Genomic DNA, 25,353 nt, shown 5'->3' on the forward strand with positions numbered 1-25,353 from the left:
GCCGATAACCCCCATCGATACCGTCGAAATCGCTGTCTTACCTGGGGCAGCGGGCGGTATGGAAGTTAGCGGGTAAGGCGGCTCACAGGGGCTTTATTCCTTTCACCTTGTGAGCCGCTTCCCGTATTCGATGCGGGACGGTGAACTGAAATGCACGAGGATCCACGGGACTTTCTGATCGACGGGTGCGTCGCATTCCTGCGCGAACTGCCCGATCCCGAATTCGAGCTCATCCTCCTGCGCGCTCGACCGCCGGAACCCGACCCTGATCGCGGCCCCAAGTCGCCGAGCGTTCGGAGTGCCGCGTGACCGAGGCCATCGAACTAGCGACGGCGTACGTCAGCATCACAGGAGCGACCGACAAGCTAGCCCGTTCGATCAAGGACGCTATCCGTGGCGGACAGCTCTACGCGGACCGTAACCCGATCAACATCAAAGCGGCCGTCGACGTCTCCCACATCGGTTCGGTGGAAATCCCGGTCACCGCGGACACGAGCCGTTTCGACACTCAGGTACACGACGCGATTCGCGACGCGCAAGCCTACGCCGACGCCCACCCGATCAGCATCCGCGCCAACGTCGACGTCTCCCACGTCGGCAACGTCAACGTCGACGTAGTCCCGGACTTCTCCCTGTTCGCGGACCGCATGGCGGTCGGGCTGGCGCTACTGCAGGCCCAACATCAGTGGAACGTCGGTGTCGGCGTCCAAATCAACTCCGCCGCAGCACTCGCCGCGATGGCCGCACTGCACGCCCAGCTGCAGGGCATGGCTAGCCCGATCCAGCAGAACGTCAACGTCGACGTTGACCGGTCAGGACTGGACCGCCTACGTTCGGTCGGCTCCCTCGGAGACCTGACCAAAGCCGCGGGAGCGACCGCAGCGGCAGGCGCCGGCATCGCAGCGATCGGCGGCGCGGCAGGCGCGGCCCTCGGCGCGGTCGGTGCGCTCGGCGTCGGAATCACCGCACTCGGACCCGCGGCCGCCGCAGCGGCAGCGACGGTAGCGGTAGGCGTCCAGGGCATCGGCGACGCGTTCAAAGCCCTATCCGCAGCGGAGGACTCCGCGGGCGCCGATGGGCAGGCTCAGGCGAAAGCTGTTGCCGCAGCACAAGAGCAGGTCGTCACGGCGTTGGAGAACGTCGAGACCGCGCAACAGAACCTGTCGGATGCGCAGAAGGATGCCCGCGACGCCACCGACGACATCGCCAAGGCATACAAGGAAGCCGCCGACGAGCTCGAGGACTACCAACTCAAGGTGCGCGACGCCTCCCTCAGTGAGAAGGAAGCCGCGCTCGCCCTCAAGGAAGCACAGAAGGATCTCGCCAAGGCCAAGCCCGAAGACCGCGAGAAGGCACTGCTGCGCGTTGAACGCGCCGAACTACGGCTAGCCGAAGCGCAGGAAAAGAACCGCGACACCCAAGAAGCAGCGGCCGACGCCCAGGCCAAGGGAATCGAAGGCAGCGACAAGGTTGTCGCCGCGAAAGACAAGGCGGCACAAGCAGATCAACGCGTCGCCGACGCACAGAAGGCTGTACAGAAGGCCTACGACCAAGTCGCCAAGGCACAGAAGGCGGTCGCCGATGCCTCGAGTAGCTCGTCGTCGGCTCAGGACAAAGCCGCGCAGGCGTTGGCCAAGCTGAGCCCCAACGCTCAGGCATTCGTGCTTGCTGCCCGTGACGTCAAGTCGTCGTGGGATGACCTCGTCGCAACCCCCACCCAGGACGCCCTATTCGCTGGCGCCGACGCCGGTATCAAGGACCTCGCGGCAGTATCGTTGCCGACTCTGGGTGTCGGCATGACCGCGGTCGCGACGTCGATCAACGCGCTGACCAAGGATTTCGCCCAGTTCTGGAAGGCACCGGAGAACCTCGCCGGTATCCAGTCAATATTCGCGGGCACCGCGAGCTTTATTGATGGCATGGGCCCCGGCCTGAAGCAGGCCACCACCGGGTTCTTGTCGATCGGGAAAGCATTCGAGCCGGTCGCGGAGAAGATCGGCGGCCAGGTCGCCGGACTGTTCGGCAACATCGGCCAAGCGTTCACCGACGCTTTCGAAAGTGGCGCTCTCACAAAGCTTTTCGACACCTTCGGCAACATCATCGAAGGACTCGGCGGCGGACTGAAAGCGGTGGTCGACGGCCTCATCGACATCGGCAACACCGTCGGCCCCAGCCTCGGCCCGCTGTTCCTGACCTTGGGCGAAGCCTTCAAGGCACTAGCCCCGTCGCTGGGCTCGATCGGCAAGGTATTCGCGGACACCTTCACCAAGCTCATCCCCCCGCTGACGGTTTTCATCGACGCACTCTTGCGCGGACTCGAACCGGTACTACCGGTCATCGGGAAGCTACTCGAAAGCCTCATGGGGGCACTCACCCCACTGATAGGGCCCATGAGTCAGATCGCGGTGACCATCGGGGAAGCCCTGGTCAAGGCTATCGATGCGCTCGCACCTTCTATCGGCCCGATCGGCACAGCGTTCGCGGCACTGATTACCGCGGTCGCGCCGTTGCTGCCCGTGTTCGCGGAACTGGTCTCCAATATCTTGCAAGCCCTCGCCCCGGCGCTGACAACGATCTTCAACGCGCTCGGCCCGGTCGTGCAGCAATTCGCCGACGCCTTCCTACCGGTCATCAAGGACATGGCGCCCGTGCTGGCTGACGTCGCGAAAACCCTGGGGCAGGCGATCGCACAGGCGATTACCGACCTCGCCCCGATCCTGCCGCCACTGATCAAGGCGTGGGGTGACCTGTTGCTGTCGGTAACCCCGATCCTGCCCGAGTTCGCGAAGCTCGCCGCGGAGATCCTGCCACCACTGACCCAACTCCTGATCGAAATGTCACCGGTCATCATCGACATGATGAAGGCGTTCACCGCGCTCATCAACGACGTCATCATCCCGATCGTCATCCCGGTGATGGAGCAGTTCGGCGGCACCGTGAAAACGGCCATCGAAACCGCCGTATCGGCCGTGAGTGCCGCCAAGGACTTCCTCAAAGGCGCAATGGAAGACATTGGCGGATTCTTCAGCGACGCAGCCGATTTCATCGGCAAAGCGTGGGGCGGTGTCGTGCACGGTATCGCTGTCGGCGTCAAGGCGCTCGGCGACCTCATCCAGAAGATCCCCACCAAAATCGCCGGGATCTCCATCCCTGGAGCCGATGACATCAACAACTTCGGCAAGAGCCTCTCGGACTGGGGTACCGCCCACCTTGCCGTCGGCGGTCTGCTGCGCGGACCTGGCACCGGGACAAGCGATTCGATCATCGCCGCAGTGTCCAACGGCGAGTTCGTCGTCAACGCCGCAGCGACATCCAAGACGCTGCCGCTGCTGCAGGCGATCAACGCCGGGTGGGTGCCGTCCGCGGACTTCCTGCACGGCATGATCCCCGGATTCGCGACCGGCGGCAGGGTGCCCGGCAAGGCGTTCGCCGAATCCATGGACTCCGCGGGATATCTGATGGGTGGATTCTCCCGGACCTCGATCGACTGCTCAGGCATGGTCGCTGCCACCGTCAACGACGCGCTTGGTCTCGACCCATTCGGCGCCGGCCGAATGTCCACACAGACCGAAGGTTCATGGCTCAAGTCCAAGGGAGCCTTGCCCGGTCTCGGCGGCCCCGGTGACATGGCTATCGCTTGGTATGACAACGGCGGCGGAGCCAACGGGCACACCGCCATGCGGCTCAGCGACGGCACGGGCGTCGAATCCCGATCCGGAGACGGAGTCGTCATCGGCACCGGCGCGACCCCGGTCACCTCGAGCATGTTCGACCACCAGATGCACATCCCCGCCGCGGCGCTGCTCGGCGGAGACCTCGGCGGCCCCGCAGGCGGCAACACCAGTGGCGGCTCAGGCCTCGGCGGCGGTCTCAGCGGCGGTACAGGGACCGGTGGCTCGACAGGTGGCAGCGGTGGCGGAAATGGCGGTGCGGCCAACACTTCCGGCGCAACACCGGTATTCGTCGTCAACTGGCCTACAGGCGTCAACGTCGCAGCATCCACACCGGGAGTCGTACCGACCTCACCAGACACGCTGTCGTCCACCGAGTTCGGATCGACCACGCCAACGACGTCCAGCCCGATGTCAGCCGACCAGAGCACCCACCCCCTGGCGAACCTGCCCATACCGGGAGCGAAGGAACTGTTCAACGGCCCCGCCCCCTGGTACATGGCGGCAACCCCAGAACAAGCAGTCGCCAACCTCGGCGCGCAAGCCAACACCCTGGCACAACGCACCACCTCCGACGTCCAGAACTTCTTCCAGAACAACTGGCGCGAAATGTTGGAAACCGGCGCTGGCGTCCTCGGCATGGGTGCCTTCGCCGGGGGCGGAGGGCATCAGATGACCGTCATCAACAACGGTATGGACCCCAACAGTGCAGCCGCGGCAGTCGAACGCGTCTGGCGCCGACGCACACTCGCCACCCAACGCAGCGGCGGATTCACCCGATAACCAACCCAGGAGGAAAGAACCATGTCGATGATCAACACTGAAGACCGCGACTTCATGCGCGGACTCAAAGAAGCACTCAGCGAAGACATCGCCAAGTACAACGCGGACCCGCGGTACAGCCCGGACGGGCGCCGCAAACTCATCGCACAGACCTACCTCGCCGCCCGCAAACTCAGCGAACAGACATACGAGAAGTTCGCCGAAGCCTCCCGCGTTAAACACCGCGAAATCGAACGCAAGCTGTTCGGCCCCGGCAGCAAGGATCACGCAGCGATCATGTCCTGGAGAGACGCACTCGACCGGGTCGACCAGATCGACGGCAAAGCCCAAGCCCTACGCAAGTTCGAACGCGCCTGCATCAGCGGCGACGACCTTCTGGCAAAGGCAATCCTGCAGCAGGCTGTCCGCGTCGGCTGGACCGACGTCCTCGACAGCGCGGGCAAGCACATGCCCCAACAGGCCGACCTCATCGACGAGTGGCTGTCCACCCCCAGCGACTCCGCACTGAACACCCTCAAGCTCGGCTACCAAATCAGACGCCCGAGCGAACTCAAGGACGCCACCGAGGAGGAGCTGCGGCAGTGGGCAGGCGAAGCACCGGCCGAACTCCCTGAACAGACCTACCAGCCAGGGCCGAACGGCGGTGTCGCCGTGTTCAGTCTCAGTGGCCCCGAGACCAACGGCCCCGACCACGCGGCCAACGCCCGCAAGGCAGACACCGCCAAGGCGCAGGCAGCGAACGACGCCTTCATCGCCGCAGCCAACAGCAGCCTCGGCACCGTCGCCTGATGACACGCAACACCGCCACCCGCAACAGACTCAGGGCCAACGTCGCCCGAGGCAAACCGCCCTGCCACATCTGCGGCGAGGACATCGACTACCAGCTACCACATATGGACCCCGGCGAATTCGTCATCGACCACATCATCCCCGTCGCCCGAGGCGGAACAGACACCGCCGACAACGTCGCAGCCGCACACCGCCGCTGCAACCTCATCCGCGGAACCAAGATGATGAAGGTGACACCGGAAGAAGAGCCGGCCAAGCCCGCACCACGGACCTACGTCACCTGGCGAACCTGGTGAGTGCAACGCTCTGACCTGCGGAAACCCTGGGGGGTGACCCCCTCGGGGGCCGCGCGCCTACTTCGTCTTAGGCACATCCCCTCCCCGATAGACCCCCCTCCCCCCTCCCGTCAGACCAGATCGGGTGTGCCACGGCCCCCTCTCGGGCCAGTGGAAAAAACGTCGGGGGGAGAAGGTGCCTAAGACGAAGTAGGCGCGCGAGCGTTCGGGGGGTCACCCCCCGGGTAAGGGCGCGCATCAGTGCGCACCCCGGGGTGGTTTTTCGGTGATCGCCGCAATCGCTTGCTGTCACGTGACGATATGCGGCCGTAGGAGAGTGACCGGTTGTCACTCTCTCTGGCTACGCGATGCCGCACCAAGCCGCGAAACCGCGCACGCTCTCCGTGCTCCGTGCCTCCTCGCGCGCGAGTACCCGAACGGTCTCGTGCACCTGAGGGTGGTAGCGCGTCTGCGTCGGCGCCACCTTCTTCGCTTTCTGCAACGCGGCCATCGTTCGAGTCCGATCACCGTGCAGCAGGAAGCCTCGAGCGAGGTCGATATACATGTGCCCGACGCGAGACTTCGGTGTGCTCGCCGGGAGCAGCAGACCATCGGCCCGCTTCACTGCTTCGGTGCCGTCCATCATCTCGACGGCCAGCCCGACCGACCAGATGCCTACGTTCGCCGCCCCGAATGTCAGGACGGGATCGTGGAATTCGGGGTTGCCGATCCGGTCTGCTGCTTCCTTGGCTTCGGCAAGGTGTGCGTCGGCGGTGTCGCGGTCACCTGCTCGCGCTGCGGCCAGACCGGATTGCAGGTGCAGGCCTCCCCATCCGATCAAGTCGGCGGGATCACCTGAGCCGACGCGGGATTCCATGTCGGCGCGGCAGTCATCCAGATAGGTGAGTGCGGAGTTCCAGTCGCCAGCTGAGGTGAGCACCGATGCCCGGTGGAACTGTGCGGCGGCCATCCACACCGTGTCACCGGAGATCTGTGCTGCCCACCCGAGACGTTCGACGGCCATCGTCGCTAGGTCGGTGTAGCCGAGTTTGTGGGCCAAACTCCGTGCGCTGCTGTACAGCTCACAGAGCAGCACACACGCTTGCTCACGTTGACGCCCGGTCGACTGGTGCACAGCGGCGCGAGTCTCGGTCAGCAACGACGGCAGCTCGGCGGACAGCTTGTGGAAGTTCGCGGAGCGGCGGAACTTCCGGATCCGCTCGACGTCCTCCGCGATCGCTGCGAGCGGCCGCGGTGTGACCCCGGACGGCTTGAGGTCGTAGGCAGCGACTTCGCTACGGATGATCGCTATGCCGGCCGAGACCTCACGCTCTTCGTTGGTGGTGCGCGGGTAGGGCTGCCCCATCAACTCGGCGGCGCTCATGCGTAGCGCTTTCGCGCACGCTGAGATGAACGCTGCGCTTGCTGGTGCTCGGCCTTGTTCGACGGCGCGCACCAACGACGTCGAGACGTTCGCCTCGGCGGCAAGCCGCGGCTGTGACCATCCGGCCAATCGCCGCATCTCGGCTACGCGTTGGCCGACTCCGACATGCTGCTGACTCAATGAACCCTGCTCCCGTGTCCCCCGGTGTCAAGCATGACAAATTTTCTTGTCACTTCACAGTGTTCGACCGATCGATGCTGGTCATAGCAGGTAGCGCCGGGGTGAGCTCTTGAATCCCGAAGATGCGGCCAGGTTTCCGCCCTGACGCCTGGCCAGTCAAGAGCCCCCGGCGCTGCTTGCCCCAACATCGGACCACGCACACGAGGGGTACAGCCCATGCCCGCATCAGTGATCATCACCGTTGTAGTCGTCTCCATCATCTACATGGGTTGGGTTGTGTTGGCTGTGAACTGGCCGACCAAGCTCGACCCGAGAGACCGACGCCCCGACGTCGACGGCGGGCAGGCCGAGCGATGAGCCTGATCATCTTCAGCGACGGAACCGCCGGTTTGCATGACGACGACGAGGGGTGGGTCGAGGAGTTCGATTGCGTCGACTTCGGCGAGCGCGAGCTGGAGGAGCAGACGGCCATTCCTGCCGCGTTCATCGACGTCGAGCCTGGCACCGTCGTAGACGTCGAGATCGAGCAGTGACGGCCGCGCTTTACCTGCCCGACCGCCGCGATGCCGGTGTGCGGCGGTACTACGGGCTAGGCCAGTTCGCGCTGCTGTCCGACGCCACCTATCAGCAGTTGTGCAGGTGGCGGCACAGCGCGCAAACCTGGGTGCCCGCACCGGATATCGAGGTCGGTGGCCACCCGGGGTGGTCGCTGCCCTGTATTCAGGTCTGGGCGCGCGGCGGTCCGCCGTTTCGGCGTCCGGCGACGGTGAAGTTCGCGGACTTGGCTGCGATGCGCCGCAGGTACTACGGGATGCCCGCGAACACCTTGTGGAAGTGCATCGGTGACGGCTCAATTCCCGGTCCGGTTGTGTGGGTTGACGATCGGCCCGGTTGGCTGTTGTTGTGACGCGTGCCCGTCGCAGCAATGACGGAACGCCCTCCTGCTGTGCGTGGCAGGAGGGCGTTTTCGTACCTGATACCCTTGAGGCTCACGGCATGGCATGGCGCGGAATCCGATTCCCGCTCAGAAGGGCACAGCCATGCACGTCTCTACCGAATCCCTCCGTAACCCGTTGTCGGGTCGCCGTTTGCGTCGAGCAGCGCACCGGCAGGGGTACCAGCTCACGAAGGACCAGGGCCGCTACTACCTCGTTGACCCGCGAACCAATTGCGTCATGGTCGGGTCGCCGAACGGCTTGGACGCTGAGGCCGTCGCGGACTTCCTTGCGATGAGCTAAGCCCGCAGCCCCCCGACTCGAACAGGAGTTGGGGGGCTTCTCGTTGCCCACATTCTGCCCACAATTCCACGTGATTGACCGTGATTGAGCGTGAATCACAGTGATGTGTTTTCGCAGGTAGAGCTATGTTTGACCCTCTGGCCAGGAGGGCGGAACGGGTTCGATTCCCGGCAGCTCCACTCGAAAGGCCCGGTCCACACGGACCGGGCCTTCGTCGTTTCGGAACTATATGCAGACGCCGCCGAGGTCTACGGCGGTGACGGTGGTGTATCCGGCTGCTGGTTGGTAGTCGGGGAGGCCGTCGTAGTAGACGGCGCTGACGATGTGTTGGCCCGCGATATCCGGAATCCAGAGGATGCTTGCGGTGCCGTTGGAGACCGGTACGGTTCCGACGATATTGCCGCCGAGGCCGGGCAGTCGGCTGGTGAATTCGACGACACCGCTTTGCACCGGCGTGCCATCGGGGCGTTGCACCCTCGCCTGCGCTGTCTGCCCACAGCCGACCGTCGCGACGCTTGTCGCACCGAGTGTCGCACCGGTCATCGCCACCGACAGAGTCGGGGAGATCGCCGCGTTCGCTTGGGGTGCCAAGGTCGTCGGTACTGTCAGACACGCCGCCGCCAGCGCCACACCGGCCGCGCCGCGCGAGAGTCCGCCCATCATGCCCGCCTTTCGCTGTGTCGACCGAGCCCCTCATGGCCCGGCGTAGGTCGTCGCACGGTACCTGAGACGCGGATCACATCGGTGCAGGCCGCGCCGAAGGGTCGGAGCATCGTCGCGAGCCCGGCATTCCCACCCGAAATCGCGTCACGCGGAGTTAGTGTTGCACCGCGCCACACAGCCACGTTCCAGCAAACCTCGAACGGAGCGTTATGGGACACAGGACAGGTATCGCCGCGTGTGTTGCAGCCGGTCTGTTGCTCGTCACGGGCTGCGGGACGTCGACGGACTCCAGCAAAACCTCCACGCAATCGACCACGCAGGCAGCTGAACCCGGGTATGCCGCCGCTATCCGGCCGGTGATCACCACGCTGATGAAGGACAACGCCATTCCGGGCGCGGTCGTTGTCGTCAAATCGCCGAAACAAGGCAATTGGGCCGCGGCGTTCGGTACCCGAGCCATCGGTACGAGCGAGCCGATGACGGTCGACGACTACTTTCGGGTCGGCAGTAATACCAAGACGATGACCTCGACGGTGATCCTGCAGTTGGCGCAGGACGGCAAGCTCTCGCTCGACGACCCCATCGACAAGTATTGGCCCGGCGTGCCGAACGGCGATCGGATCACGATCGCTCAGCTGAACGAAATGCGAAGCGGGCTATACAGTTACACCTTCGACCCGCAGTTCAATGCCGCGCTCGACAATGAGCCGCAGAAGGTGTGGACGCCGGAGGAATTGCTGGCCATCGCGTTCGCGCACCCGGTGAACTTTCAGCCAGGGGAAAAGTTCGAGTACAGCAATACCAACTTCATCCTGCTCGGCCTGGTCATCGAGAAGCTCACGAATATGACAGCCGCCGAGAGTTTGCGGAAACGTATCTTCGAACCGTTGGGGCTCGGGGACACATCACTGCCCGCCCCCACGGACTCCTCGATTCCGGATCCACATCCCCAGGGCTATGCCTTCGGCACCAACGTTTCCACCATCGACACCTACGCACTTCCTCCGGCGCAGCAAGCCGAGGCCGTCGCGGGCACCCTGAAACCCGGCAACCAAACGAATATCAACGTGTCTTGGGCGTGGACCGCCGGTGGTGCGATCTCGACGGCCGACGATATGGCGACGTATGTGCAGGCTCTCGTCGGCGGTCGCCTGCTCGACCCGAAGATGCAGAAGACTCGGTTGGACAGCATTCAACCGATCGATCCGGCCAATCCGAACCAAGCCGGATACGGCCTCGGCATCGTGCGATTCGGTACGCACCTCATCGGACACGACGGTCAGCTTCCGGGATTCATGACCTTTATGGGCCACGACCCGGAATCGGATCTCACGATCGTGATCGCTACCAACCTGGCGGCGGTTCCGTCGGGCGAGGGGTCGGCCCTGGTGCTGCTCAAAGGCATGTTGCCGACCTTCTACGGTGCCAATGCCCTTCCGGGCACAGCGACTACGAGCCCGACGAGCAATTCCGCCGAACCGACGACGACCGGTCGATGACAGTGCGAGGTGATGTCGGATGGACGAGACCGCCGTACTCATCGCGGGAGCCGGTCCGGTCGGACTGACCACCGCGATCGAGTTACGTCGCAGGGGAATTTCCTGCCGGATCATCGATCCACTGCTTGAACCGCCCCGGTACGCGAAAGCCGTTGGCATTCAACCCCGCACGCTCGAAGTGTTCGAGGGAATGGGCGTCCTGCGTCAGGTGCTGGACGCGGCGATCCAGCTGCGCGGGCAGATCCTCTATGTCAACGGTGCCGAGGTCGCACGGATGGAACTGGCACTGCCGTCGGACATCCCGTTCGAATTCATCGGGCTACCTCAGTACGAGACGGAGCGGATCCTGCGCGACCGCCTCACCGCGCTGGGCACCACGGTCGAACGCGGCACGCGACTCACGACATTCGACCAGTATGACGAAGACGTCCGGGCGGTATTGTCGCGCGCCGAAGCCGATGAGACGGTGCGGGCGCGCTATCTCGTCGGCTGCGACGGTGCGCACAGCACGGTCCGTAAGACGCTGGGCCTGACGTTCGAGGGTGCGGCATTCGACGAGCAGTACATGCTCGGTGATGTCGAACTGGACTGGTCGTTGCCCCGTGGGTACAGCATCCGTTCGATGCACCAGACCGACGGCGTCACCGACGGTGTGCTGGTGTGTATCCCGTTGCCCGGCAGGTCCCGGTACCGCATCTCGATGCTCGTTCCGGACGAACTCGCGAGTGGGTCGGTCGGTGGGGACAACATCGCGCACGGCTTCGAATCCGGCCGCACTCCCGAACTGTCGCATCTGCAGGCGGTGCTGGACCGGCTCGGTCCCGAGCCGACCAAAGCGTCCGAACTTCGATGGTCGTCGGTATTCCGGATAAGCCACCGCATTGTCGATTCCTACTGTCGCGGGAGGGTTTTCGTCGCGGGCGATGCCGCGCACATTCATCCGCCGACCGGCGCGCAGGGCATGAACACCGGTATCCAGGATGCGCACAACCTGGCATGGAAGCTCGCGCTCGCCGTCGAAGGCGATGCCGCCACGGATCTGCTGGACAGCTATGACGCCGAACGCAGGCCGGTCGGCGAAGAGGTGGTGGGCCGGACGGTCCGCAGCGCCCGCGAGGGCATCGGTGCGGATTCGACTGATCCGGATTACGTGATGCGGCGCGAAGCGCAGTTGCTGATCGACTACGGCGACAGTCGGATCGTGGCCGACAGCCTCGACGAGCCGCTGCCGCGGGCGGGTAGCCGGGCACCCGATGCCACCGGTCTCACCCGCGATGCCGTCGCCTTCGATTTCCGGCTGTTCTCGTTGCTCGGCCGGATCGACCACACGATCCTGATCTACGCGGACGAAACCACCACCGCGACCGACCTTCGTGAGTTGGAACATCTGGCCGCTGCCGCAAAGGTGGCGGCGCACGGTCATCTCGACGCGTATCTCATCGCCGCACCGCAAGCCGATATCGCCGAGACGATCCTGCCGCTCATTCGCGATACCGCAGGAAAATTCGCGCAGAGCTATCGCGCGCGGCACCGCTCGGTATTCGTCGTCCGGCCGGACGGCTATCTCGGATTCGCGCGGCGCACTGCGAGCAGTGCCGACGTCACCGACCACCTGAAATCGACGTTCCGCAGGTGAGCCTCAGATGCGCGGCGGCCGGTCCGGCACGAGAAGTTTGCCCAGTTCGGTGCCGATGGGAATAGCTTGGACCACACCGTTGTACCCGCCGAATGCCGGATTCATGAATATCCAGTCATCGACATGGGCGATGCCGTAGGCGAAGAACTTTTCTTTGGTGAGTGGGCCAAGGCCTGCTGTCGAGGGCGCCATCATCTCCTCGAATGTTTCGGTGGGTAGCAGCTTCCCGTCGGCGAGAGCGCGTACCCAGAGCGCGACGTCGGCAACCGTGCTGTTCGTATCGCCGCTGTGCAGGAATGCCGTGGGATTCCAGAACGTGGAATCCTCGAAGACACCACGCTCATTGGTGTAGCCGTGCAGGCTCGGCTCGATCATCTGTGGCGTCAGCATCACTCGGCTGTGCATCATGGCGAGCGGGTCGACAACGCGCTGCTGAATCAGTTCGCCGAGCGGCTTGCCGGTGGCCTTTTCCAGCACCACGCTACGCGCCGACGACCAGGCCCGGAAGATAATGCGACGTAGCGGGCATATGAGGAGGAAGCCGTGCGGTACCAGGCGGGCGAGGCGATATTGCGAGTCGCTATCGAGTTCACCGATACCGCCCGTCGGTCGCTCGAGATCACATGGTCGGCCGCCAACGCATCGGCCGCTCGCAAGAAGTTCGAGTACGCGCGGGTCTTCCTGGTGCCGCTGGACGGCTATCCGCAGCGGATTTACCTGGACCTCGTGGACCGGCGGCCGTCGGCATCGGTGCGACTGCCAACCGAATTGGCCGACGGCGAGTACGCCATCGAAGTCGACGCCTACGGCAGCGCGAGTTGGGGTGATGGGCGGCTCGACGGACGCGGGCGCAGCGCCTCGTTCACGATCGGCCTGCGCGACTCGAGCTGAGAGGGCTGTGGGATGCGCACCGTTTCCGCCGCGATCAGGGTTCTATTCCCACCGCCATCGGCGTAGCCTCGGACTTGTGCTGCGCCACCAGCGAATGCACCAGATCGATCAGATTGCCTACGGTTATGAGACTGTGCACCTGATCATTTCGCGGTGGGCTTGCCGATGAATTGCGGTGGAACTGCGGCCGTACTGGCCCGAGATGGGCCAGCCCCGCCTCGCTGACCATCTCGCTCCTCGATGCGAAACCCCATATCCAACAGGTCGATCGACTCAGCGCCGAGTTCGCCGATCAGCGACGACTCCTGGCTCCGCCAGGTCCGCGACGGACGTGATGATCACGGCCGCAAGATCTTCGGCTCTCGTGCGAAGACGCTGACCATGCACGAGGCGTGGATCTCGAGCCGATCCGAACAACCTGGTTGCCGGGCAAGATCGCGCCGCAACCTGCGGGTGACATTGTGGTCAGTGCGCTCGTTGATACATCAGATTGGTTGTGAATCAATGCAATTCGTCAGATCGAACCGTTACCATCGGGATATGACCGCAACGCGGCTGAGTAACGGGACGTGGTCGATTCTGCGGGTCGCCTGCGCGAGCGTCGGCATGAATTCCGCAGACGCCCAACTACTTCGAGTGACCGGCGAGATCGACTATCGGTTGCCGGGCGGTGTGATCGCGCGGATCGGTGCGCCCGGACAGCAGGGCGCGGCCAAGCGCGCGGTCGATGTCGCGCGCTGGTTGGCGTCCGCCGAAATACCTGCGGCGCAGGCGGTTTCCGATATCCCGCAGCCGGTGGTGGTAGACGGCCGCGCGGTGACTTTCTGGCATGAGCTGCCCCGGCATCGCGCGGGCACACCCGCGGAGGTGGCCGCGGCGCTGACGAGATTGCATCGGCTGGCGCCGCCGACCGATATGGAAATCGGACAGGTGGCACCCTTCGTCGGACTCGACGAACGCATCGATGCCGCGCACACCATGAGCGCGGACGACAGATCCTGGATGGGTAGGCATTTGGCGGAACTGCGCGGTCGCTGGGCCGCGCTGCCGACCGGACGGCCGTGGTGTGTCATCCATGGCGCCGCGTGGAGCGGCAATGTGGTTGTCGCGGAGGATGACAGCGTCATCCTGCTCGATACCGGACTGCTGTCGTTCGGTCCGCCGGAATGGGATCTGGTCCATGCGGCGATCGAATGCGCGTCGTTCGGCTGGATCACCGATGCGCAGTATGCCGAGTACTGCCGGGCCTACGGCAGTGATGTGATGCGCTGGGACGGCTTCTATCTGCTGCGTGATATCCGTGAGTTCCGGATGGCCACCATGGCCGCGCAGGCGGCGGCCGCGAATTCGGAGTACCAGGCGCAGGCGGATCTTCGCCTGGCCTGTGTGCGTGGCGATATCGGCCCGCGGGTGTGGGACGGGTGGACGGCGCTGTCATAGCGTTCTTGCGGAGCCGAGCGGCGAACGTCCGGGAGGACGTCCGCCGCATCGGGTTCAGCCCTGCTGGGTCGGCACGACGATGAGTTCGGCCACATTGACCCGCGGCGGTGCGGCGACGGCATAGGCGATCGCATCGGCGATATCGTCCGAACGCAGAACTTCGAGTTCGCTGCGCCACTGGGCGAGCCCGGCGCGCTGTTCTTCATCGCGCATGCCAGCGCCGAGTTCGGTTTCCACGAAACCGGGTTCGATATTCTTCACCCGGACACCGCGCGGGCCGAATTCCGCGCGCAGGTTGCGGGTGAGATGGGCAACCGCGGCCTTCGTCGCGGTGTAGACGCCGTAGTTCGGGAAGACGGTGTGCCCGCCGATCGAGCCGACATGCAACAGATCCGCGCGGCGGCCCTCGCGTGCCGCGGCCAGCAGGTCATCGATGAAAGCCCTTCCGGTGTAGAGCAATCCGTTGATATTGGTGCCCACCATCTGATCCCATTCGTCGGTGTCCGCCGCTTCGAACGGTGCGGCGAGCATGACGCCCGCATTCGCGACCACCAGGTCGACCGGTCCGAATGCCGCGCGCACTGTCGCGGCGGCATCGCGCACGGATTGCTGGTCGACCACATCGGCGACCACCGCGAGGGTGGGTCCGCCGATCTCGGCGGCCAGTTCTTCGATGCGATCCTTGCGGCGGCCGAGTAAAGCGACTCGTGCGCCGTTGTGGGCGAGGTGTCGGGCGGTGGCGGCGCCGATTCCGCTGGATGCGCCGGTGACTACCGCGGTGCGGCCTTCGAGGTTGTTTGTCATGAGCACCACGTTCGTATCCGCCGCGCGCACCTGCCAGGCTGCGGACTTCCTGGTAGTCGCAGGGCCACCCAGGTGCGACCGGGTTGTCCTACCCTCGGTTGTATGGACTCCGAGAACCGATTGGGTGTGTTTCTGCGCGCCCGCCGCGAACTGGCGCGTCCGGAGGAGTTCGGGATTCCGGGTGGCGGCCAGCGGCGGGTGGCGGGGCTGCGTCGCGAGGAAGTCGCCATGCTCGCTGGCATGAGCGCGGACTACTACGTGCGGCTGGAGCAGGGGCGGGATAAGCATCCGTCCGAGCAGGTGGTCGAGGCATTGGCCCGGGTATTCGCGTTGGACGAGGAAGGGGTCGCGCACCTGCGCGAGTTGGCGCGGCCGACCGCCCGGCGCAGGCGGACGACGCGACGGCCCGAGCGGGTCGCGCCCGGGCTGCTGCGCCTGATGGATTCCTGGCCGAATACGCCCGCATTGGTCCTCGGCCGACATATGGATGTGCTGGCCGCGAACCCACTGGCCACCGCGGTCAATTCCTGTTCGGCCAAGGGCGTCAATATGGTGCGGGCGATATTTCTGGACCCGCAGGCGCGGGCGTGTTACGCCGACTGGCCAACCATTGCCGCCGATACCGTCGCCAGTCTGCGTGCCACCGCGGGCACCGATCTCGACGATCCGCGCCTGACCGAGCTGGTCGGCGAGTTGACGCTGAAAAGCGAGGATTTCCGGCGGCTGTGGGCCCGCCATGACGTCCGCGCGAAAACCGCGGGCGTCAAACATTTCCGCAATCCGCTGGTCGGAGATCTCACGCTGTCCTACGAAACCTTCGCCGTCAATGGTGCCCCTGGCCAGATACTCATCGCCTATCACGCCGAGCAGGGTTCGGCTGATGAGCGCGCACTCGCACTGTTAGGCATGATAGTCGCGGGTGAGGTGTCCGAATCCGCTTCCGTGCCAGTGGATTCCGATAATTGAGGCATTCGTCGCGCCGGTGAATCGGCCACCGCATGCGTTCATATCGCCTGTGACAGCAGGAATTCGATTGCGACGGTGGGGTGCAGGCCCGCTGTGCTCTCGTACGCAGCGGTGAAGGCGTCAGCACCGAGTGCTTCGCGGGCTCGATCCGCCGGGGCGAGGAGGTTGTCATAACCGCGCCGGTCAGCGGTGCCGAGCATGGCGGCCGCGACACCGAGCAAATGGACCGCGTCGGTCGGATTGCCATCGCGCATCGCGAGCGCGGCATACAAGTGCGCGAACATTGCCAGGTCGTCCGGCTGCGCCCCGCTCGCAATGGTCATCGCTGCGTCCCGACCGATGATCAGGCCCTTGGTCGCGGTATCGAGCACCCGCCGAGCTCGCACCGGATCGCCGTCCAGAATGGCGATCAGCGCTCGAAAACCAGTACTCCGAGCACGAATTCGAGTACCGAAGGCGGTATTCGCGAGACCGGTTTCGGCCCGATCGAGTTCGCGCAGCGCCGCTTTTCGATCGCCTCGGCGCAACAAATACTCCGCACGCGCAAGCCGCACATATGTCGCGGCCCCTGGCTCTCCGGCCGCCTCGACGTGGTGTCCGGCTCGGGCCAGCTCGGTTGCGGCACGGTCGAATTCGCCGAGCCGAGCCAGCGCGGTGGCCGCTTCGGCGCAGACGGCCGCGGCATCACCCGCATTGCCGAGTTCTTCGAAGGCCACAGCGGCACGGGTGAGCGAGGTGATCGCCTCGGGCAGATCACCATGGCGCATTTGGTAATCCGCGATCGACTGGAGTGTCGTGGACAGACCGAAGCGTTCACCCAACGACTCGAATTCCTTTTTCGCACTGATCAATTGATCGAGACTCGTACCGCCGAGCAAGAGCGCCATCCCGCGTTCCCACCCGATGAGCCCCGGCCATGCGGCCGAAAGGCCGTGTCCCTCTAGGAACGCGGGCGCTACCAGCAGAACCGTTCGCGCAGGTGCACCGGGCAAATCGCCTGAACTCCTCGCGATTTCGAGCCCGGCGGCCACGGCCCGCATCCCGTCATCGATCTCACCGCTCTCATACCGCGACAACCCATCGAGCACTCCGCGCAATGCTCGCAGCTCATCCGGCACCTCGCCGCGAAGCCCCAGCACCGCCCGCATCCAGTGCACCCGCTCGGTGTGAATCCCGCGCAACGTCCAGTACCAGAACATTGCCGCGATCAGCCGAATCCCCAGCTCGACAGCACCGGTGTCGACCGCGAATCGCAATGCGGCGGCGATATTGTCGCGCTCGGCATCGAGCCGAGCGAGCGCATCCAGTTGCTCGGCCCAATGCGCCGTTGAGCCGCAGCGCAGCTCCGCTTCGGACGCTTCGGCGAGCCCCAGCAAGTACTGCGCCTGTCTATCTCGAACCGCGGTTTCCCGGCCGGACTCCGCCAACCGCTCCAACGCATACGACCGAATCGTCTCGAGCATCCGGTACCGCTCGCCGCCCAGCTCGACCAACGACTTGTCCACCAACCCGGCGAGCAACTCGAGATCATCGACGGCATCGAGGGTCGCACCGGCCGGAAACACCGCCAGCCACATGACAAGCTCGCGTTCGGACTCCGACAGCGGCGCCCAACTCCACTCGATGACCGCGCGCAGTGTCCGATGTCTGGCCTGCGCCGTCCGGCTGCCGCGACCGAGCAGCGTGAACCGATCATCGAGCTTCGCCGCGATCTGACCGACCGATAGTGCTCGCAGCCGCGCCGCCGCCAACTCGATGGCCAGCGGCAAACCATCCAGCCGTCGACAGATCTCGACAACGGCTAGGGCGGTACCGGCATCGAGCGCGAAATCCGGGCGGACCGCTCGCGCACGTTCGACGAAAAGCGTTACCGCTGGGTAGTTTTCGGCCTCGGCCGCATCGTCGGGCCACGGCAGCTGACGAATCTGGTGAATGTGTTCACCATCGACGGCGAACGATTCCCGGCTGGTGGCCAGCACCCGCAGCTCCGGACACGAACCGAGCAGCCGCTCGACCAGCTCGGCGACCGCATCGACGAGATGTTCGCAATTGTCCAGGATCAGCAGGATGCGTTGTCGCGCAAGGTATTCCGCCAACCGATCAACCGGGTCAGCCGCCGACGGCTCCAGCACCCCGACCTCACGCACACCGATCGTGGTGAGCACCGCGGAAGCGACCTGTTCCGGATCGCGCACCGCGGCGAGTTCGACCAGCCAGACGCCACCGGGAACCCGCTCGCCCATCTCGACGGCGAGTCGCGTCTTTCCCGCACCGCCCGGTCCGACAATGGTGATCAGCCGGGCGGCCGCGAGTCGCGCGGTCAGCTCGGCCACATCATCTTCGCGCCCAACGAAACTCGTCACCTGCGCGCGCAGATTGGTGCGTCGGCGCGGTGTCGCGGATTCCTGCCGCAGGATCGCCAGGTGCAGTTCGCTCAGTTCAGGGGAGGGATCGATGCCGAGTTCATCGCCGAGCCGATCCCTGGTCCGTTCGAAGGCCGCCAGCGCATCGGCCTGCCGACCCGCCGCATACAGCGCACGGATCAGCAGACCCTGGATGCGCTCGGTCAGCGGATGCGCCTCGGCAAGCACGCGCACCTCATCGAGGACGTCATTGCCGGCGGCGACCTCCAGTCCGAGCCGGTGTTCGGCCGCGCCGAGCCGCAACTCATCCCACCGCACCGCCGCATCGGCCGCGAACCGCAGCTCCGACAATTCGGTCAGCGCCGGACCCCGCCACAGGGCCTCGGCCTCGCGCAATGCGGCCAGATCATCCGATTCCCGCCCGGCCGCGGCCAGGCGTTCGAACCGGACGACATCCACATCGACGGGCTCGATCACCAGCCGATAACCGGCTGCGAGTCCCTCGACTCGCGCGCTCCCGACCGCACGCCGGACCCGAGACACCAGGGCCTGCAACGCATTCGCACCGTTGTCCGGCGGGTGTCCGTCCCAGATCGCATCGGCGAGCGCATCGACGGGCACGACCCGGCCGGGTTCCATGGCGAGCCGGGCCAGCAATGCACGGACCCTGACCCCGGCGATCCGCAGCGGTCGGTCCTCGTCATCGCGGACCTCGAAGGGACCGAGCAGCAGTACACGCACGGCAGTAAGCCTGCCGTATCAAGTAGGGGAGTCGTAGTTCTGGTGGATCGGCTAACGACTGTGCGGCAGGATGCCGAGTGTCACAACCAGTCCGGCCGCGATGCATCCGGCGGCCGCCGCGCTGGTCGGGAAGGAACGGGTGATGGTGGCGATGCCAGCCACGAAAATCAGGCAGGTTGTCGAGGCCAGCAGCGCAGTTCCGCGATCGACACCGGCGGGGCGGTGAAATCGTTTGTGCGTCACTGTCATGTTCATTAGGTACCCGATCGCCGAGTTATGAAACTGTTATCGACCGCGACAGGCCGAATCATTCCGTGACAACTGCCGTCTCGGGCGTACCTCGAGTGGTAGGACTGGCAGATGGGCAATGACGAGACGGACGCGGATCTGATCGAACTCGCCACCAAGATCTTCGATCTAGCTCGGCACGGCGATGTCGAGCGGCTCACGGCGTACCTCGATGCCGGTGTACCGGTGAACCTCACCAACGACCACGGCGACACCCTGCTCATGCTGGCCGCCTACCACGGCCATCAGGACGTGGTGCAGGTGCTGCTCGCGCGAGAGGCCGACCCGAATCGCGCCAATGACAAGGGCCAGACACCGCTGGCAGGTGCCGTCTTCAAGGGCGAGACCGAGATCCTGCGCGCCCTGCTCGCCGCCGGTGCGGATCCGGATGCCGGGACACCGTCCGCGCGGGCCGCGGCCGCCATGTTCGGCAAGAACGATCTGCTGAGCTTGTTCGGGGCGTGACCGTTGGCCATGCGCAACAACGCCGATTCGGCTGCGTTCGTGCGGGTCGGTATAGTCGCCGCGGATGAGTAGTGTCACCACCCCAGATAGGTCCAAGCCCGTGAACCGACGATTCGGGCGCGCGGTGTGGCTGGTGCCGGTGCTGCTCGTCGCCTTCGCCACCTGGTGCCTGTTGGCACCGCTGTGGCCCTTCCACCGGATCACCGGTGGATTCATCGACCTGCAGGTGTACCGGCTCGGTATCGAGGCGCTGCGCGACGGCGCGGATATGTACGGTCAACTGCCGCAGACCACCATCGGCATCGGCCTGCCGTTCATCTATCCACCGTTTGCCGCGCTGGTGCTGAGCCCGTTCGCGCTGCTGCCATGGGATGCCGCGGCCTTCACCTTCTTCATCTCTTCCACGCTCGCGCTGGCCGTCACGCTGTATCTGGTCGCGCGGCGGCGCTGGCCCGAGCGTGGCGGGTTGGGGCTCGCCCTGCTCGCCACCGCTTGCGCGACCCCGCTGGCCATGCTGTTGGAGCCGGTCCGCTCGACGCTGGACTTCGGTCAGGTGAATCTGCTGCTGATGGTGCTGGTCGCCGCGGACGCGCTCGCCGCGAAGCCGAAATGGCGGCGCGGCATGCTGGTCGGCGTGGCCGCCGCGATCAAGCTGACACCGGCCGCGTTCGTGCTCTACTTCCTGGTGCGCCGGGACTATCGCGCCGCGGTCACGGCCGCGGTCACCGGCGCGGTGGCGACCGCGCTCAGCTTCGCGATCCTGCCCAAGGAATCGGTCAACTACTGGTTCGGCGGACTCGGCAATGTCTCCGGACTCAGCGGCTCCTCCTTCCATACCAACCAGTCGATCCAGGCCGTGCTGGCCCGCTTCGGCGTGGAGAAGCCGCTGTTCACCGTGCTGTGGCTGGTGCTGAGCGCGGCGCTGCTGGTGCTGGTGGTCCCGGCCATGCGCCAAGCCGCCGAGGTGCCCGCGCTCGCACTGTCGATCAACGCCGTCTTCACGCTGCTGGTATCGCCGATCTCCTGGTCGCACCACTGGGTGATGATCGCGCCGGCGCTGTTCGCGATGATCTGTTACGCGACGGCACTGCCGCGCGGTCGAGCGATCGGCTGGTATGTGGCAATCGTGCTCACCGCGGCGGCCTTCGTCTACGGGCCGCAGAATTGGCTGCCCGGCGATAATCGCCGCGAATTGGCTTGGACGCCTTGGCAACACGTGTGGGGCAACACCTACGTGTGGTTGAGCGTGTTGCTGGTGGTCGCGTACCTGGTGTCCAGCAGGCGGGCGAAGTCGCAAGTGGGCGAAGGTGATTCCGCGCCGAAGGACATCGATCTGGTCGATCTGGCAGGTCCTCGCCCGGCAGCCTGACCGTTTCTGGAATGCTGGGCTTTTGGACGGAGGTGCCGCGTGGTCGCGATAGACATCGAACGGAATCCGAAGTCGGGCTGGCCGCTGACGCCCCTGCGTGCGGTGCACGCGCGCGGGCTCGGCGGGGTACCGCCGACGGCTTTGGTGCTGATCGGGATCGTCAGCGTGCAGGTCGGCGCGGCGCTGGCCAAACAGCTGTTCACCGCCACCGGAGCCGCTGGCGCGGTCACACTGCGGCTGTTCTTCGCCGGGGTGGTGCTGTTGGTCGTGTGGCGGTCCTCGCTGCGAATCGAGCGGCGCGCGCTACCGGTCGTGCTCGCCTACGGCACCGTGCTCGCCGCCATGAATCTGTGCTTCTATCAGGCCATCGACCGGATTCCGCTCGGCATGGCGGTCACCCTTGAATTCCTGGGGCCGCTCACCGTCGCGCTGGTGGGCTCACGGCGATGGACCGATCCGGTGTGGGCGGTGCTCGCCGGTGGCGGCGTGCTGCTGCTGACCAAGGCGGGCGGCGATGTCGGCTGGTCGGGAGTGTTGTTCGCGCTGGCCGCGGGGGCCCTGTGGGCGAGCTACATTCTGCTGAGCGCCGCACTCGGTGACCGGACCAGCGGCGGCGGCGGATTGGCCATCGCGATGGCTTTCGGCGGTGTGCTCATGGTCCCGGTCGGCATTGCCGACGCGGGGGCGACGCTGTTCCAGCCCTCGGTCCTCGCCGCCGGTTTCGCGGTCGCGATGCTGTCGTCGGTGCTGCCGTATTCGGTGGAACTCGAAGCGCTGCGGCGCATTCCACCGCGCGTCTTCGGCGTGCTGATGAGCATGGAACCGGCGGCCGCCGCACTCGCCGGACTGATCGTGCTCGGCCAGATCATGCATGCGGCGCAGTGGGCGGGGGTCATCTGTGTGGTGGCGGCCTCCATCGGCGCGACCCGCACAGCGCGGCGGAAATAGTCAGCAGCCAGCACTTCCTGGCGCGAAGACCGGGATTTCGCACCACCACGGCTTGATCACCGGAGGTGTCGCCGGTGCCCCCGCGACGATCCAGTCGCCCTGGACGGAAACCTCACGGCGCGACAGCGGTTCGTTGGCGGGGCCGGTGGCGACGGAGCCGTCGAGATTGAATCTGCTGCCGTGACAAGGACAGTTGATGGTGCCGCCCACGATTTCGTTGAGCGCACAGCCCTGATGCGTACAGACCACCGAGAAGCCCTGGTAATTACCGGGATTCGGTTGTGTCACCACGGTGTCGCCGAGGATGAGGCCGGAGCCGACCGGTACGTCGGAGGCGCGGGCGAGGGCGTTCTCCGGTGCGCCCTCCTCGACTTGCGGCGCCGGTGCGGTTTGCTCCTGGACCTCTTGCCGCGTGGCGGGTAGCGGTGCGAAGGCGCCCGCGACGATCCATTCGCCCTGCACCGTGATGGTGCGCGCGGCGAGTGGTCGGGTGGCCGGACCGGTGGCGACGGAGCCGTCGAGATTGAATCTGCTGCCGTGACAAGGGCAATTTATGGTGCGGCCCGCGATTTCGTTGAGCGCACAGCCCTGATGTGTGCAGATCACCGAAAAGGCCTGGTAATTACCGGGACTCGGCTGGGTGACGACCGTATCGCCCAGTAGCACCCCGGAACCGACCGGTACGTCGGCGGTGCGGGTGAGCGTAGTACCTGGCACAGGCTCCGGACCGGCCTGCACTTCGGTCGGGGGAGGCGGCGGTGCGGCGGACGGTGCGGCGGCGACCGAACTCGAGGACCTCGGCACTGCGGTGGAAGTAGCCTGGCTCGAGGAGTTTTCGCTCGTCGAGCAGGCCGCGACAACTGCCGCGGCGCCTGCTCCGATGACGATTGTTCGACGGTTGACGTTTTCGACGCTCATCGTGACCTCGGCATTTGTCGGCTCGTTGTTGTAGGTGTTACGAGGTAGCCGCAGATTCGGTTCGAGGTCGTTTCGGATTCTTGCCGAAGTTGGCGCTGCCTACCGCCCGGGTGAGACTGGAACCGGACGGGGCAGCCACCGGCCATTGAACTCAACAGTTCTGAGACCAGAGCCAGGTGTTCGATGAGACTCTCCTGAGAAAACCGGGCGGCGCTACCCGTAAGCGCGCCGTGCGACCCGTAGGCTGGGATGATGCGGGCGATTGCGTTCTACGAATTCGGCGGTCCGGACGTACTGCAGGTCGTCGACATCCCGATCCCAGAACCGGGGCCGGGCCAGGTACGAGTCGCGGTGCGGACCACCGCGGTCAATCCGGCGGACTGGAAGATCCGTTCCGGCGCATTGTCTTTCGGCGAACCGGTGTTTCCGCAATATCCTGGCGGTGAGATCGCGGGTGTGGTCGATGCGGTCGGTCCCGATGTCACCGGCGTCGCGGTCGGCGACGAGGTACTCGGCTGGGCGGTCGCGGCATACGCCGAATACACCCTCAGCAATGCCGTTGCGAAGAAACCCGAGGAATTGTCCTGGCCGGATGCCGCATCGCTCCCGGTGGCGGTATCGACGGCGGATAAGTCATTGGCGGCGCTGAAAATTCAGCCGGGGGAAACACTGTTGGTCAACGGCGCGTCCGGTGCGGTGGGGTCGATGGCGGTGCAGCTGGCCGCGGCCGAGGGCGCTACCGTGATCGGCACCGCATCCGCGGCCAATCAGGATATTGTGCGCGGACTCGGTGCCATCCCGACCACCTACGGCGCTGGGTTGGTCGAGCGCGTGCGCGAACTGGCGCCCAATGGCATCGACGCGGTCTTCGACGCCGCCGGATACGGTGTGCTGCCCGCCGCGATCGAATTGCGCGGCGGCACCGATCGCATCGTGACGATCGTCGATCCGACGGCCCGCGAACTCGGCATCACGTTCCTCACCGGTAGCGGGGCCCAGCGACCCACCGAACTCCTCCAGGAGGTCGCCGAACGTGTCGCCAGCGGTGCGTTCCGGCTGCCGGGCCCGGCGCGGACCTTCCTGCTCGAGCGCGCGGCGGCCGCGCAGGAGGAGAGCGAAAAGGGTCGTGGCCCAGGCAAGGTCGTCCTCAACGTGAGCTGACTCCACCCCGGAAACGCCTTGTTGCGAACGACAACCGGCGTACCATCTTTTCTTGCCGTGTGCCGATAGGAGCCGCGGCAAGGAGGATGACGGGCGATGGTCGGTAGCCCATCGGCTGACCGAACGGGCCGCGGTGTGCTCGATGCCGGTTTCCAGATCCTGGAGGCCATTTCGGCGGCGCCGGAGGGCTGTGGGCTCTCGCAGCTGGCCCGCACCACCGGATTGGCGAAGACCACCGCATATCGGCTGGCCGAACAGTTGGTGGCGCTCGGTGCCGTACAGCGGGTGGAGCAGCGGTACTTCGTCGGCGAGCGGATGGCGGAACTCGGGCGGCATTGGCAGGCCGCGCCGATCCTGCGCCGGGCGGCACAACGACCGGCCCGGGTATTGTCCGCGTTGACGAATTCCACTGTCGCGGTGTGCATTCTGGATGCGGGCGAGGTGCGGATGGTCTCGGGGATCAAGGGTGCCGAGTTCTTTGTCAGCAGCACCGCGGATCCGGAGCTGGTCTATCGCACTGCGCTGGCGCAGGTGCTGTTCGCGGGACGCGCCGACAACACCGTCCCGCCACCGACCTATTCGGCTGCGGAATGGCAGCGCGTCTGCTCCGGAATCGTCGATGCCGGAATGGTTTCCGTTGATCATCACAAGTTGATCGCCGGGATCTGTTGTGCCGCAGCGGCTATCCGACAGCCGGGCATGTGCGATGCGGCGGCGATCGGCTGTATCTCACTGTCCCAACAGTTTCCGCCGAATTTGCCCGGCCTGGTCGCACATACCGCCCGCGAAATCGAGAAGAATCTTCGCTGATCGGTTCGTTCAGTGGACCGGCCCGTTTTGCACACTCCAAGCGGGAATCAGGATAGATGGGCTGTCGAACG

Annotated in this window: 25 protein-coding genes and 1 pseudogene; 18 read left to right on the forward strand and 8 right to left on the reverse strand. The window is 65.4% G+C overall.

Annotated elements, in window-relative coordinates; all coding sequences use genetic code 11:
* Positions 1-150 precede the first annotated feature (150 nt).
* From NA5_RS40265 to NA5_RS10830, 4 genes are read left to right on the forward strand one after another with little or no spacing between them, the layout of a single operon-like run.
* Complete coding sequence (locus NA5_RS40265) at positions 151-309, forward strand: hypothetical protein (protein ID WP_157110329.1); 159 nt, start codon at positions 151-153, stop codon at positions 307-309.
* The gene (locus tag NA5_RS10820; protein ID WP_062984616.1) at positions 306-4,454 is read left to right on the forward strand and encodes a hypothetical protein; all 4,149 of its coding nucleotides are present in this window, start codon (positions 306-308) and stop codon (positions 4,452-4,454) included. Before NA5_RS40265 ends, NA5_RS10820 begins: the two co-directional genes overlap by 4 nt.
* Positions 4,455-4,475: 21 nt before the next feature.
* Positions 4,476-5,243, forward strand: a complete 768-nt coding sequence (locus NA5_RS10825) for a hypothetical protein (RefSeq protein ID WP_062984617.1) — start codon at positions 4,476-4,478, stop codon at positions 5,241-5,243.
* Positions 5,243-5,539 (forward strand): HNH endonuclease, encoded by a 297-nt coding sequence (locus NA5_RS10830; protein ID WP_063813297.1) that lies wholly within the window; start codon positions 5,243-5,245, stop codon positions 5,537-5,539. Before NA5_RS10825 ends, NA5_RS10830 begins: the two co-directional genes overlap by 1 nt.
* Before the next feature lie 340 nt (positions 5,540-5,879).
* Here NA5_RS10830 and NA5_RS10835 read toward each other — a convergent pair whose 3' ends face one another.
* Positions 5,880-7,082, reverse strand: coding sequence for a helix-turn-helix domain-containing protein (locus tag NA5_RS10835; protein WP_157110330.1), 1,203 nt, complete (start codon positions 7,080-7,082; stop codon positions 5,880-5,882).
* Positions 7,083-7,298: 216 nt separating this feature from the next.
* Here NA5_RS10835 and NA5_RS40270 point away from each other — a divergent pair, with 216 nt between their 5' ends.
* The 3 genes from NA5_RS40270 to NA5_RS10845 are packed head-to-tail and all read left to right on the forward strand — an operon-like array spanning position 7,299 to position 7,989.
* The gene (locus NA5_RS40270) at positions 7,299-7,439 is read left to right on the forward strand and encodes a hypothetical protein (protein ID WP_157110331.1); all 141 of its coding nucleotides are present in this window, start codon (positions 7,299-7,301) and stop codon (positions 7,437-7,439) included.
* Entirely contained in the window at positions 7,436-7,615 is a 180-nt protein-coding gene (locus NA5_RS10840; protein WP_062984620.1) for a hypothetical protein, read from the forward strand. The genes NA5_RS40270 and NA5_RS10840 overlap by 4 nt, the downstream gene beginning before the upstream one ends.
* Entirely contained in the window at positions 7,612-7,989 is a 378-nt protein-coding gene (locus tag NA5_RS10845; RefSeq protein ID WP_062984622.1) for a hypothetical protein, read from the forward strand. The genes NA5_RS10840 and NA5_RS10845 overlap by 4 nt, the downstream gene beginning before the upstream one ends.
* 556 nt (positions 7,990-8,545) lie before the next feature.
* Here NA5_RS10845 and NA5_RS10855 read toward each other — a convergent pair.
* Positions 8,546-8,980, reverse strand: a complete 435-nt coding sequence (locus NA5_RS10855) for a hypothetical protein (RefSeq protein WP_157110332.1) — start codon at positions 8,978-8,980, stop codon at positions 8,546-8,548.
* Between the two features lie 212 nt (positions 8,981-9,192).
* Between NA5_RS10855 and NA5_RS10860 the strand changes: the two genes are divergently transcribed.
* Entirely contained in the window at positions 9,193-10,482 is a 1,290-nt protein-coding gene (locus tag NA5_RS10860) for a serine hydrolase domain-containing protein (protein ID WP_062984628.1), read from the forward strand.
* 19 nt (positions 10,483-10,501) lie between these two features.
* Positions 10,502-12,118, forward strand: coding sequence for an FAD-dependent monooxygenase (locus tag NA5_RS10865; protein WP_062984630.1), 1,617 nt, complete (start codon positions 10,502-10,504; stop codon positions 12,116-12,118).
* Positions 12,119-12,121: 3 nt separating this feature from the next.
* On the opposite strand, the pseudogene NA5_RS42125 reads toward NA5_RS10865, so the two are convergent.
* A pseudogene (locus tag NA5_RS42125) lies at positions 12,122-12,598 on the reverse strand (serine hydrolase); the annotation flags it as partial.
* Between the two features lie 63 nt (positions 12,599-12,661).
* Here NA5_RS42125 and NA5_RS42130 point away from each other — a divergent pair.
* The gene (locus NA5_RS42130) at positions 12,662-13,009 is read left to right on the forward strand and encodes a hypothetical protein (protein ID WP_062984633.1); all 348 of its coding nucleotides are present in this window, start codon (positions 12,662-12,664) and stop codon (positions 13,007-13,009) included.
* 34 nt (positions 13,010-13,043) lie between these two features.
* Here NA5_RS42130 and NA5_RS10880 read toward each other — a convergent pair whose 3' ends face one another.
* Positions 13,044-13,238, reverse strand: coding sequence for a hypothetical protein (locus NA5_RS10880; protein ID WP_062984634.1), 195 nt, complete (start codon positions 13,236-13,238; stop codon positions 13,044-13,046).
* A gap of 311 nt (positions 13,239-13,549) precedes the next feature.
* Here NA5_RS10880 and NA5_RS10885 point away from each other — a divergent pair, with 311 nt between their 5' ends.
* Positions 13,550-14,449 (forward strand): phosphotransferase family protein, encoded by a 900-nt coding sequence (locus NA5_RS10885; RefSeq protein WP_062984635.1) that lies wholly within the window; start codon positions 13,550-13,552, stop codon positions 14,447-14,449.
* Positions 14,450-14,503: 54 nt separating this feature from the next.
* Here the strand turns inward: NA5_RS10885 and NA5_RS10890 are convergent, their stop codons facing one another.
* Positions 14,504-15,253, reverse strand: coding sequence for an SDR family oxidoreductase (locus tag NA5_RS10890; RefSeq protein ID WP_062984698.1), 750 nt, complete (start codon positions 15,251-15,253; stop codon positions 14,504-14,506).
* Between the two features lie 102 nt (positions 15,254-15,355).
* Between NA5_RS10890 and NA5_RS10895 the strand changes: the two genes are divergently transcribed.
* A complete protein-coding gene (locus NA5_RS10895; protein WP_062984636.1) occupies positions 15,356-16,219 on the forward strand; it encodes a helix-turn-helix transcriptional regulator in 864 nt (287 codons plus the stop codon).
* Between the two features lie 38 nt (positions 16,220-16,257).
* Here the strand turns inward: NA5_RS10895 and NA5_RS10900 are convergent, their stop codons facing one another.
* Positions 16,258-19,323 carry an ATP-binding protein gene (locus NA5_RS10900; protein ID WP_062984638.1) on the reverse strand — a complete coding sequence of 1,022 codons (3,066 nt, stop codon included), beginning with the start codon at positions 19,321-19,323 and terminating at the stop codon, positions 16,258-16,260.
* A 51-nt stretch (positions 19,324-19,374) separates the two neighbouring features.
* Entirely contained in the window at positions 19,375-19,566 is a 192-nt protein-coding gene (locus tag NA5_RS10905; RefSeq protein ID WP_371856398.1) for a hypothetical protein, read from the reverse strand.
* Between the two features lie 117 nt (positions 19,567-19,683).
* Between NA5_RS10905 and NA5_RS10910 the strand changes: the two genes are divergently transcribed.
* The 3 genes from NA5_RS10910 to NA5_RS10920 all read left to right on the forward strand — a co-directional run bounded on the left by NA5_RS10910 (position 19,684) and on the right by NA5_RS10920 (position 22,393).
* Complete coding sequence (locus NA5_RS10910) at positions 19,684-20,076, forward strand: ankyrin repeat domain-containing protein (RefSeq protein ID WP_062984642.1); 393 nt, start codon at positions 19,684-19,686, stop codon at positions 20,074-20,076.
* Positions 20,077-20,140: 64 nt separating this feature from the next.
* Positions 20,141-21,445 carry a glycosyltransferase 87 family protein gene (locus NA5_RS10915; protein WP_062984644.1) on the forward strand — a complete coding sequence of 435 codons (1,305 nt, stop codon included), beginning with the start codon at positions 20,141-20,143 and terminating at the stop codon, positions 21,443-21,445.
* 39 nt (positions 21,446-21,484) lie between these two features.
* Complete coding sequence (locus tag NA5_RS10920) at positions 21,485-22,393, forward strand: EamA family transporter (RefSeq protein ID WP_062984646.1); 909 nt, start codon at positions 21,485-21,487, stop codon at positions 22,391-22,393.
* Here NA5_RS10920 and NA5_RS43015 read toward each other — a convergent pair whose 3' ends face one another.
* Positions 22,394-23,110: a QcrA and Rieske domain-containing protein gene (locus tag NA5_RS43015; RefSeq protein ID WP_063813299.1), complete on the reverse strand. Its 717-nt coding sequence runs from the start codon at positions 23,108-23,110 to the stop codon at positions 22,394-22,396. It lies immediately after the preceding gene.
* Here NA5_RS43015 and NA5_RS43020 point away from each other — a divergent pair.
* From NA5_RS43020 to NA5_RS10940, 3 genes are all read left to right on the forward strand, one after another.
* Positions 23,091-23,345 carry a hypothetical protein gene (locus NA5_RS43020; protein WP_169811279.1) on the forward strand — a complete coding sequence of 85 codons (255 nt, stop codon included), beginning with the start codon at positions 23,091-23,093 and terminating at the stop codon, positions 23,343-23,345. The genes NA5_RS43015 and NA5_RS43020 overlap by 20 nt on opposite strands.
* 218 nt (positions 23,346-23,563) lie before the next feature.
* Entirely contained in the window at positions 23,564-24,472 is a 909-nt protein-coding gene (locus NA5_RS10935) for an NADP-dependent oxidoreductase (protein WP_062984699.1), read from the forward strand.
* 96 nt (positions 24,473-24,568) lie between these two features.
* Entirely contained in the window at positions 24,569-25,282 is a 714-nt protein-coding gene (locus NA5_RS10940) for a helix-turn-helix domain-containing protein (RefSeq protein WP_084484033.1), read from the forward strand.
* Positions 25,283-25,353: the final 71 nt, after the last annotated feature.

It is taken from the genome of Nocardia anaemiae NBRC 100462 (assembly GCF_001612725.1).
Lineage (GTDB): Bacteria > Actinomycetota > Actinomycetes > Mycobacteriales > Mycobacteriaceae > Nocardia > Nocardia anaemiae.

Excerpts from the sequence above, each read along its gene's own strand:
- NA5_RS10935 (WP_062984699.1), top strand. The coding sequence starts at position 23,564 with ATGCGGGCGATTGCGTTCTACGAATTCGGCGGTCCGGACGTACTGCAG.
- NA5_RS10855 (WP_157110332.1), bottom strand. The coding sequence starts at position 8,980 with ATGGGCGGACTCTCGCGCGGCGCGGCCGGTGTGGCGCTGGCGGCGGCG.
- NA5_RS40265 (WP_157110329.1), top strand. The coding sequence starts at position 151 with ATGCACGAGGATCCACGGGACTTTCTGATCGACGGGTGCGTCGCATTC.
- NA5_RS10880 (WP_062984634.1), bottom strand. The coding sequence starts at position 13,238 with ATGGTCAGCGAGGCGGGGCTGGCCCATCTCGGGCCAGTACGGCCGCAG.
- NA5_RS10840 (WP_062984620.1), top strand. The coding sequence starts at position 7,436 with ATGAGCCTGATCATCTTCAGCGACGGAACCGCCGGTTTGCATGACGAC.
- NA5_RS10865 (WP_062984630.1), top strand. The coding sequence starts at position 10,502 with ATGGACGAGACCGCCGTACTCATCGCGGGAGCCGGTCCGGTCGGACTG.
- NA5_RS40270 (WP_157110331.1), top strand. The coding sequence starts at position 7,299 with ATGCCCGCATCAGTGATCATCACCGTTGTAGTCGTCTCCATCATCTAC.
- NA5_RS10915 (WP_062984644.1), top strand. The coding sequence starts at position 20,141 with ATGAGTAGTGTCACCACCCCAGATAGGTCCAAGCCCGTGAACCGACGA.
- NA5_RS10825 (WP_062984617.1), top strand. The coding sequence starts at position 4,476 with ATGTCGATGATCAACACTGAAGACCGCGACTTCATGCGCGGACTCAAA.
- NA5_RS10895 (WP_062984636.1), top strand. The coding sequence starts at position 15,356 with ATGGACTCCGAGAACCGATTGGGTGTGTTTCTGCGCGCCCGCCGCGAA.
- NA5_RS10860 (WP_062984628.1), top strand. The coding sequence starts at position 9,193 with ATGGGACACAGGACAGGTATCGCCGCGTGTGTTGCAGCCGGTCTGTTG.
- NA5_RS10890 (WP_062984698.1), bottom strand. The coding sequence starts at position 15,253 with ATGACAAACAACCTCGAAGGCCGCACCGCGGTAGTCACCGGCGCATCC.
- NA5_RS10885 (WP_062984635.1), top strand. The coding sequence starts at position 13,550 with ATGACCGCAACGCGGCTGAGTAACGGGACGTGGTCGATTCTGCGGGTC.
- NA5_RS10910 (WP_062984642.1), top strand. The coding sequence starts at position 19,684 with ATGGGCAATGACGAGACGGACGCGGATCTGATCGAACTCGCCACCAAG.
- NA5_RS10940 (WP_084484033.1), top strand. The coding sequence starts at position 24,569 with ATGGTCGGTAGCCCATCGGCTGACCGAACGGGCCGCGGTGTGCTCGAT.
- NA5_RS10830 (WP_063813297.1), top strand. The coding sequence starts at position 5,243 with ATGACACGCAACACCGCCACCCGCAACAGACTCAGGGCCAACGTCGCC.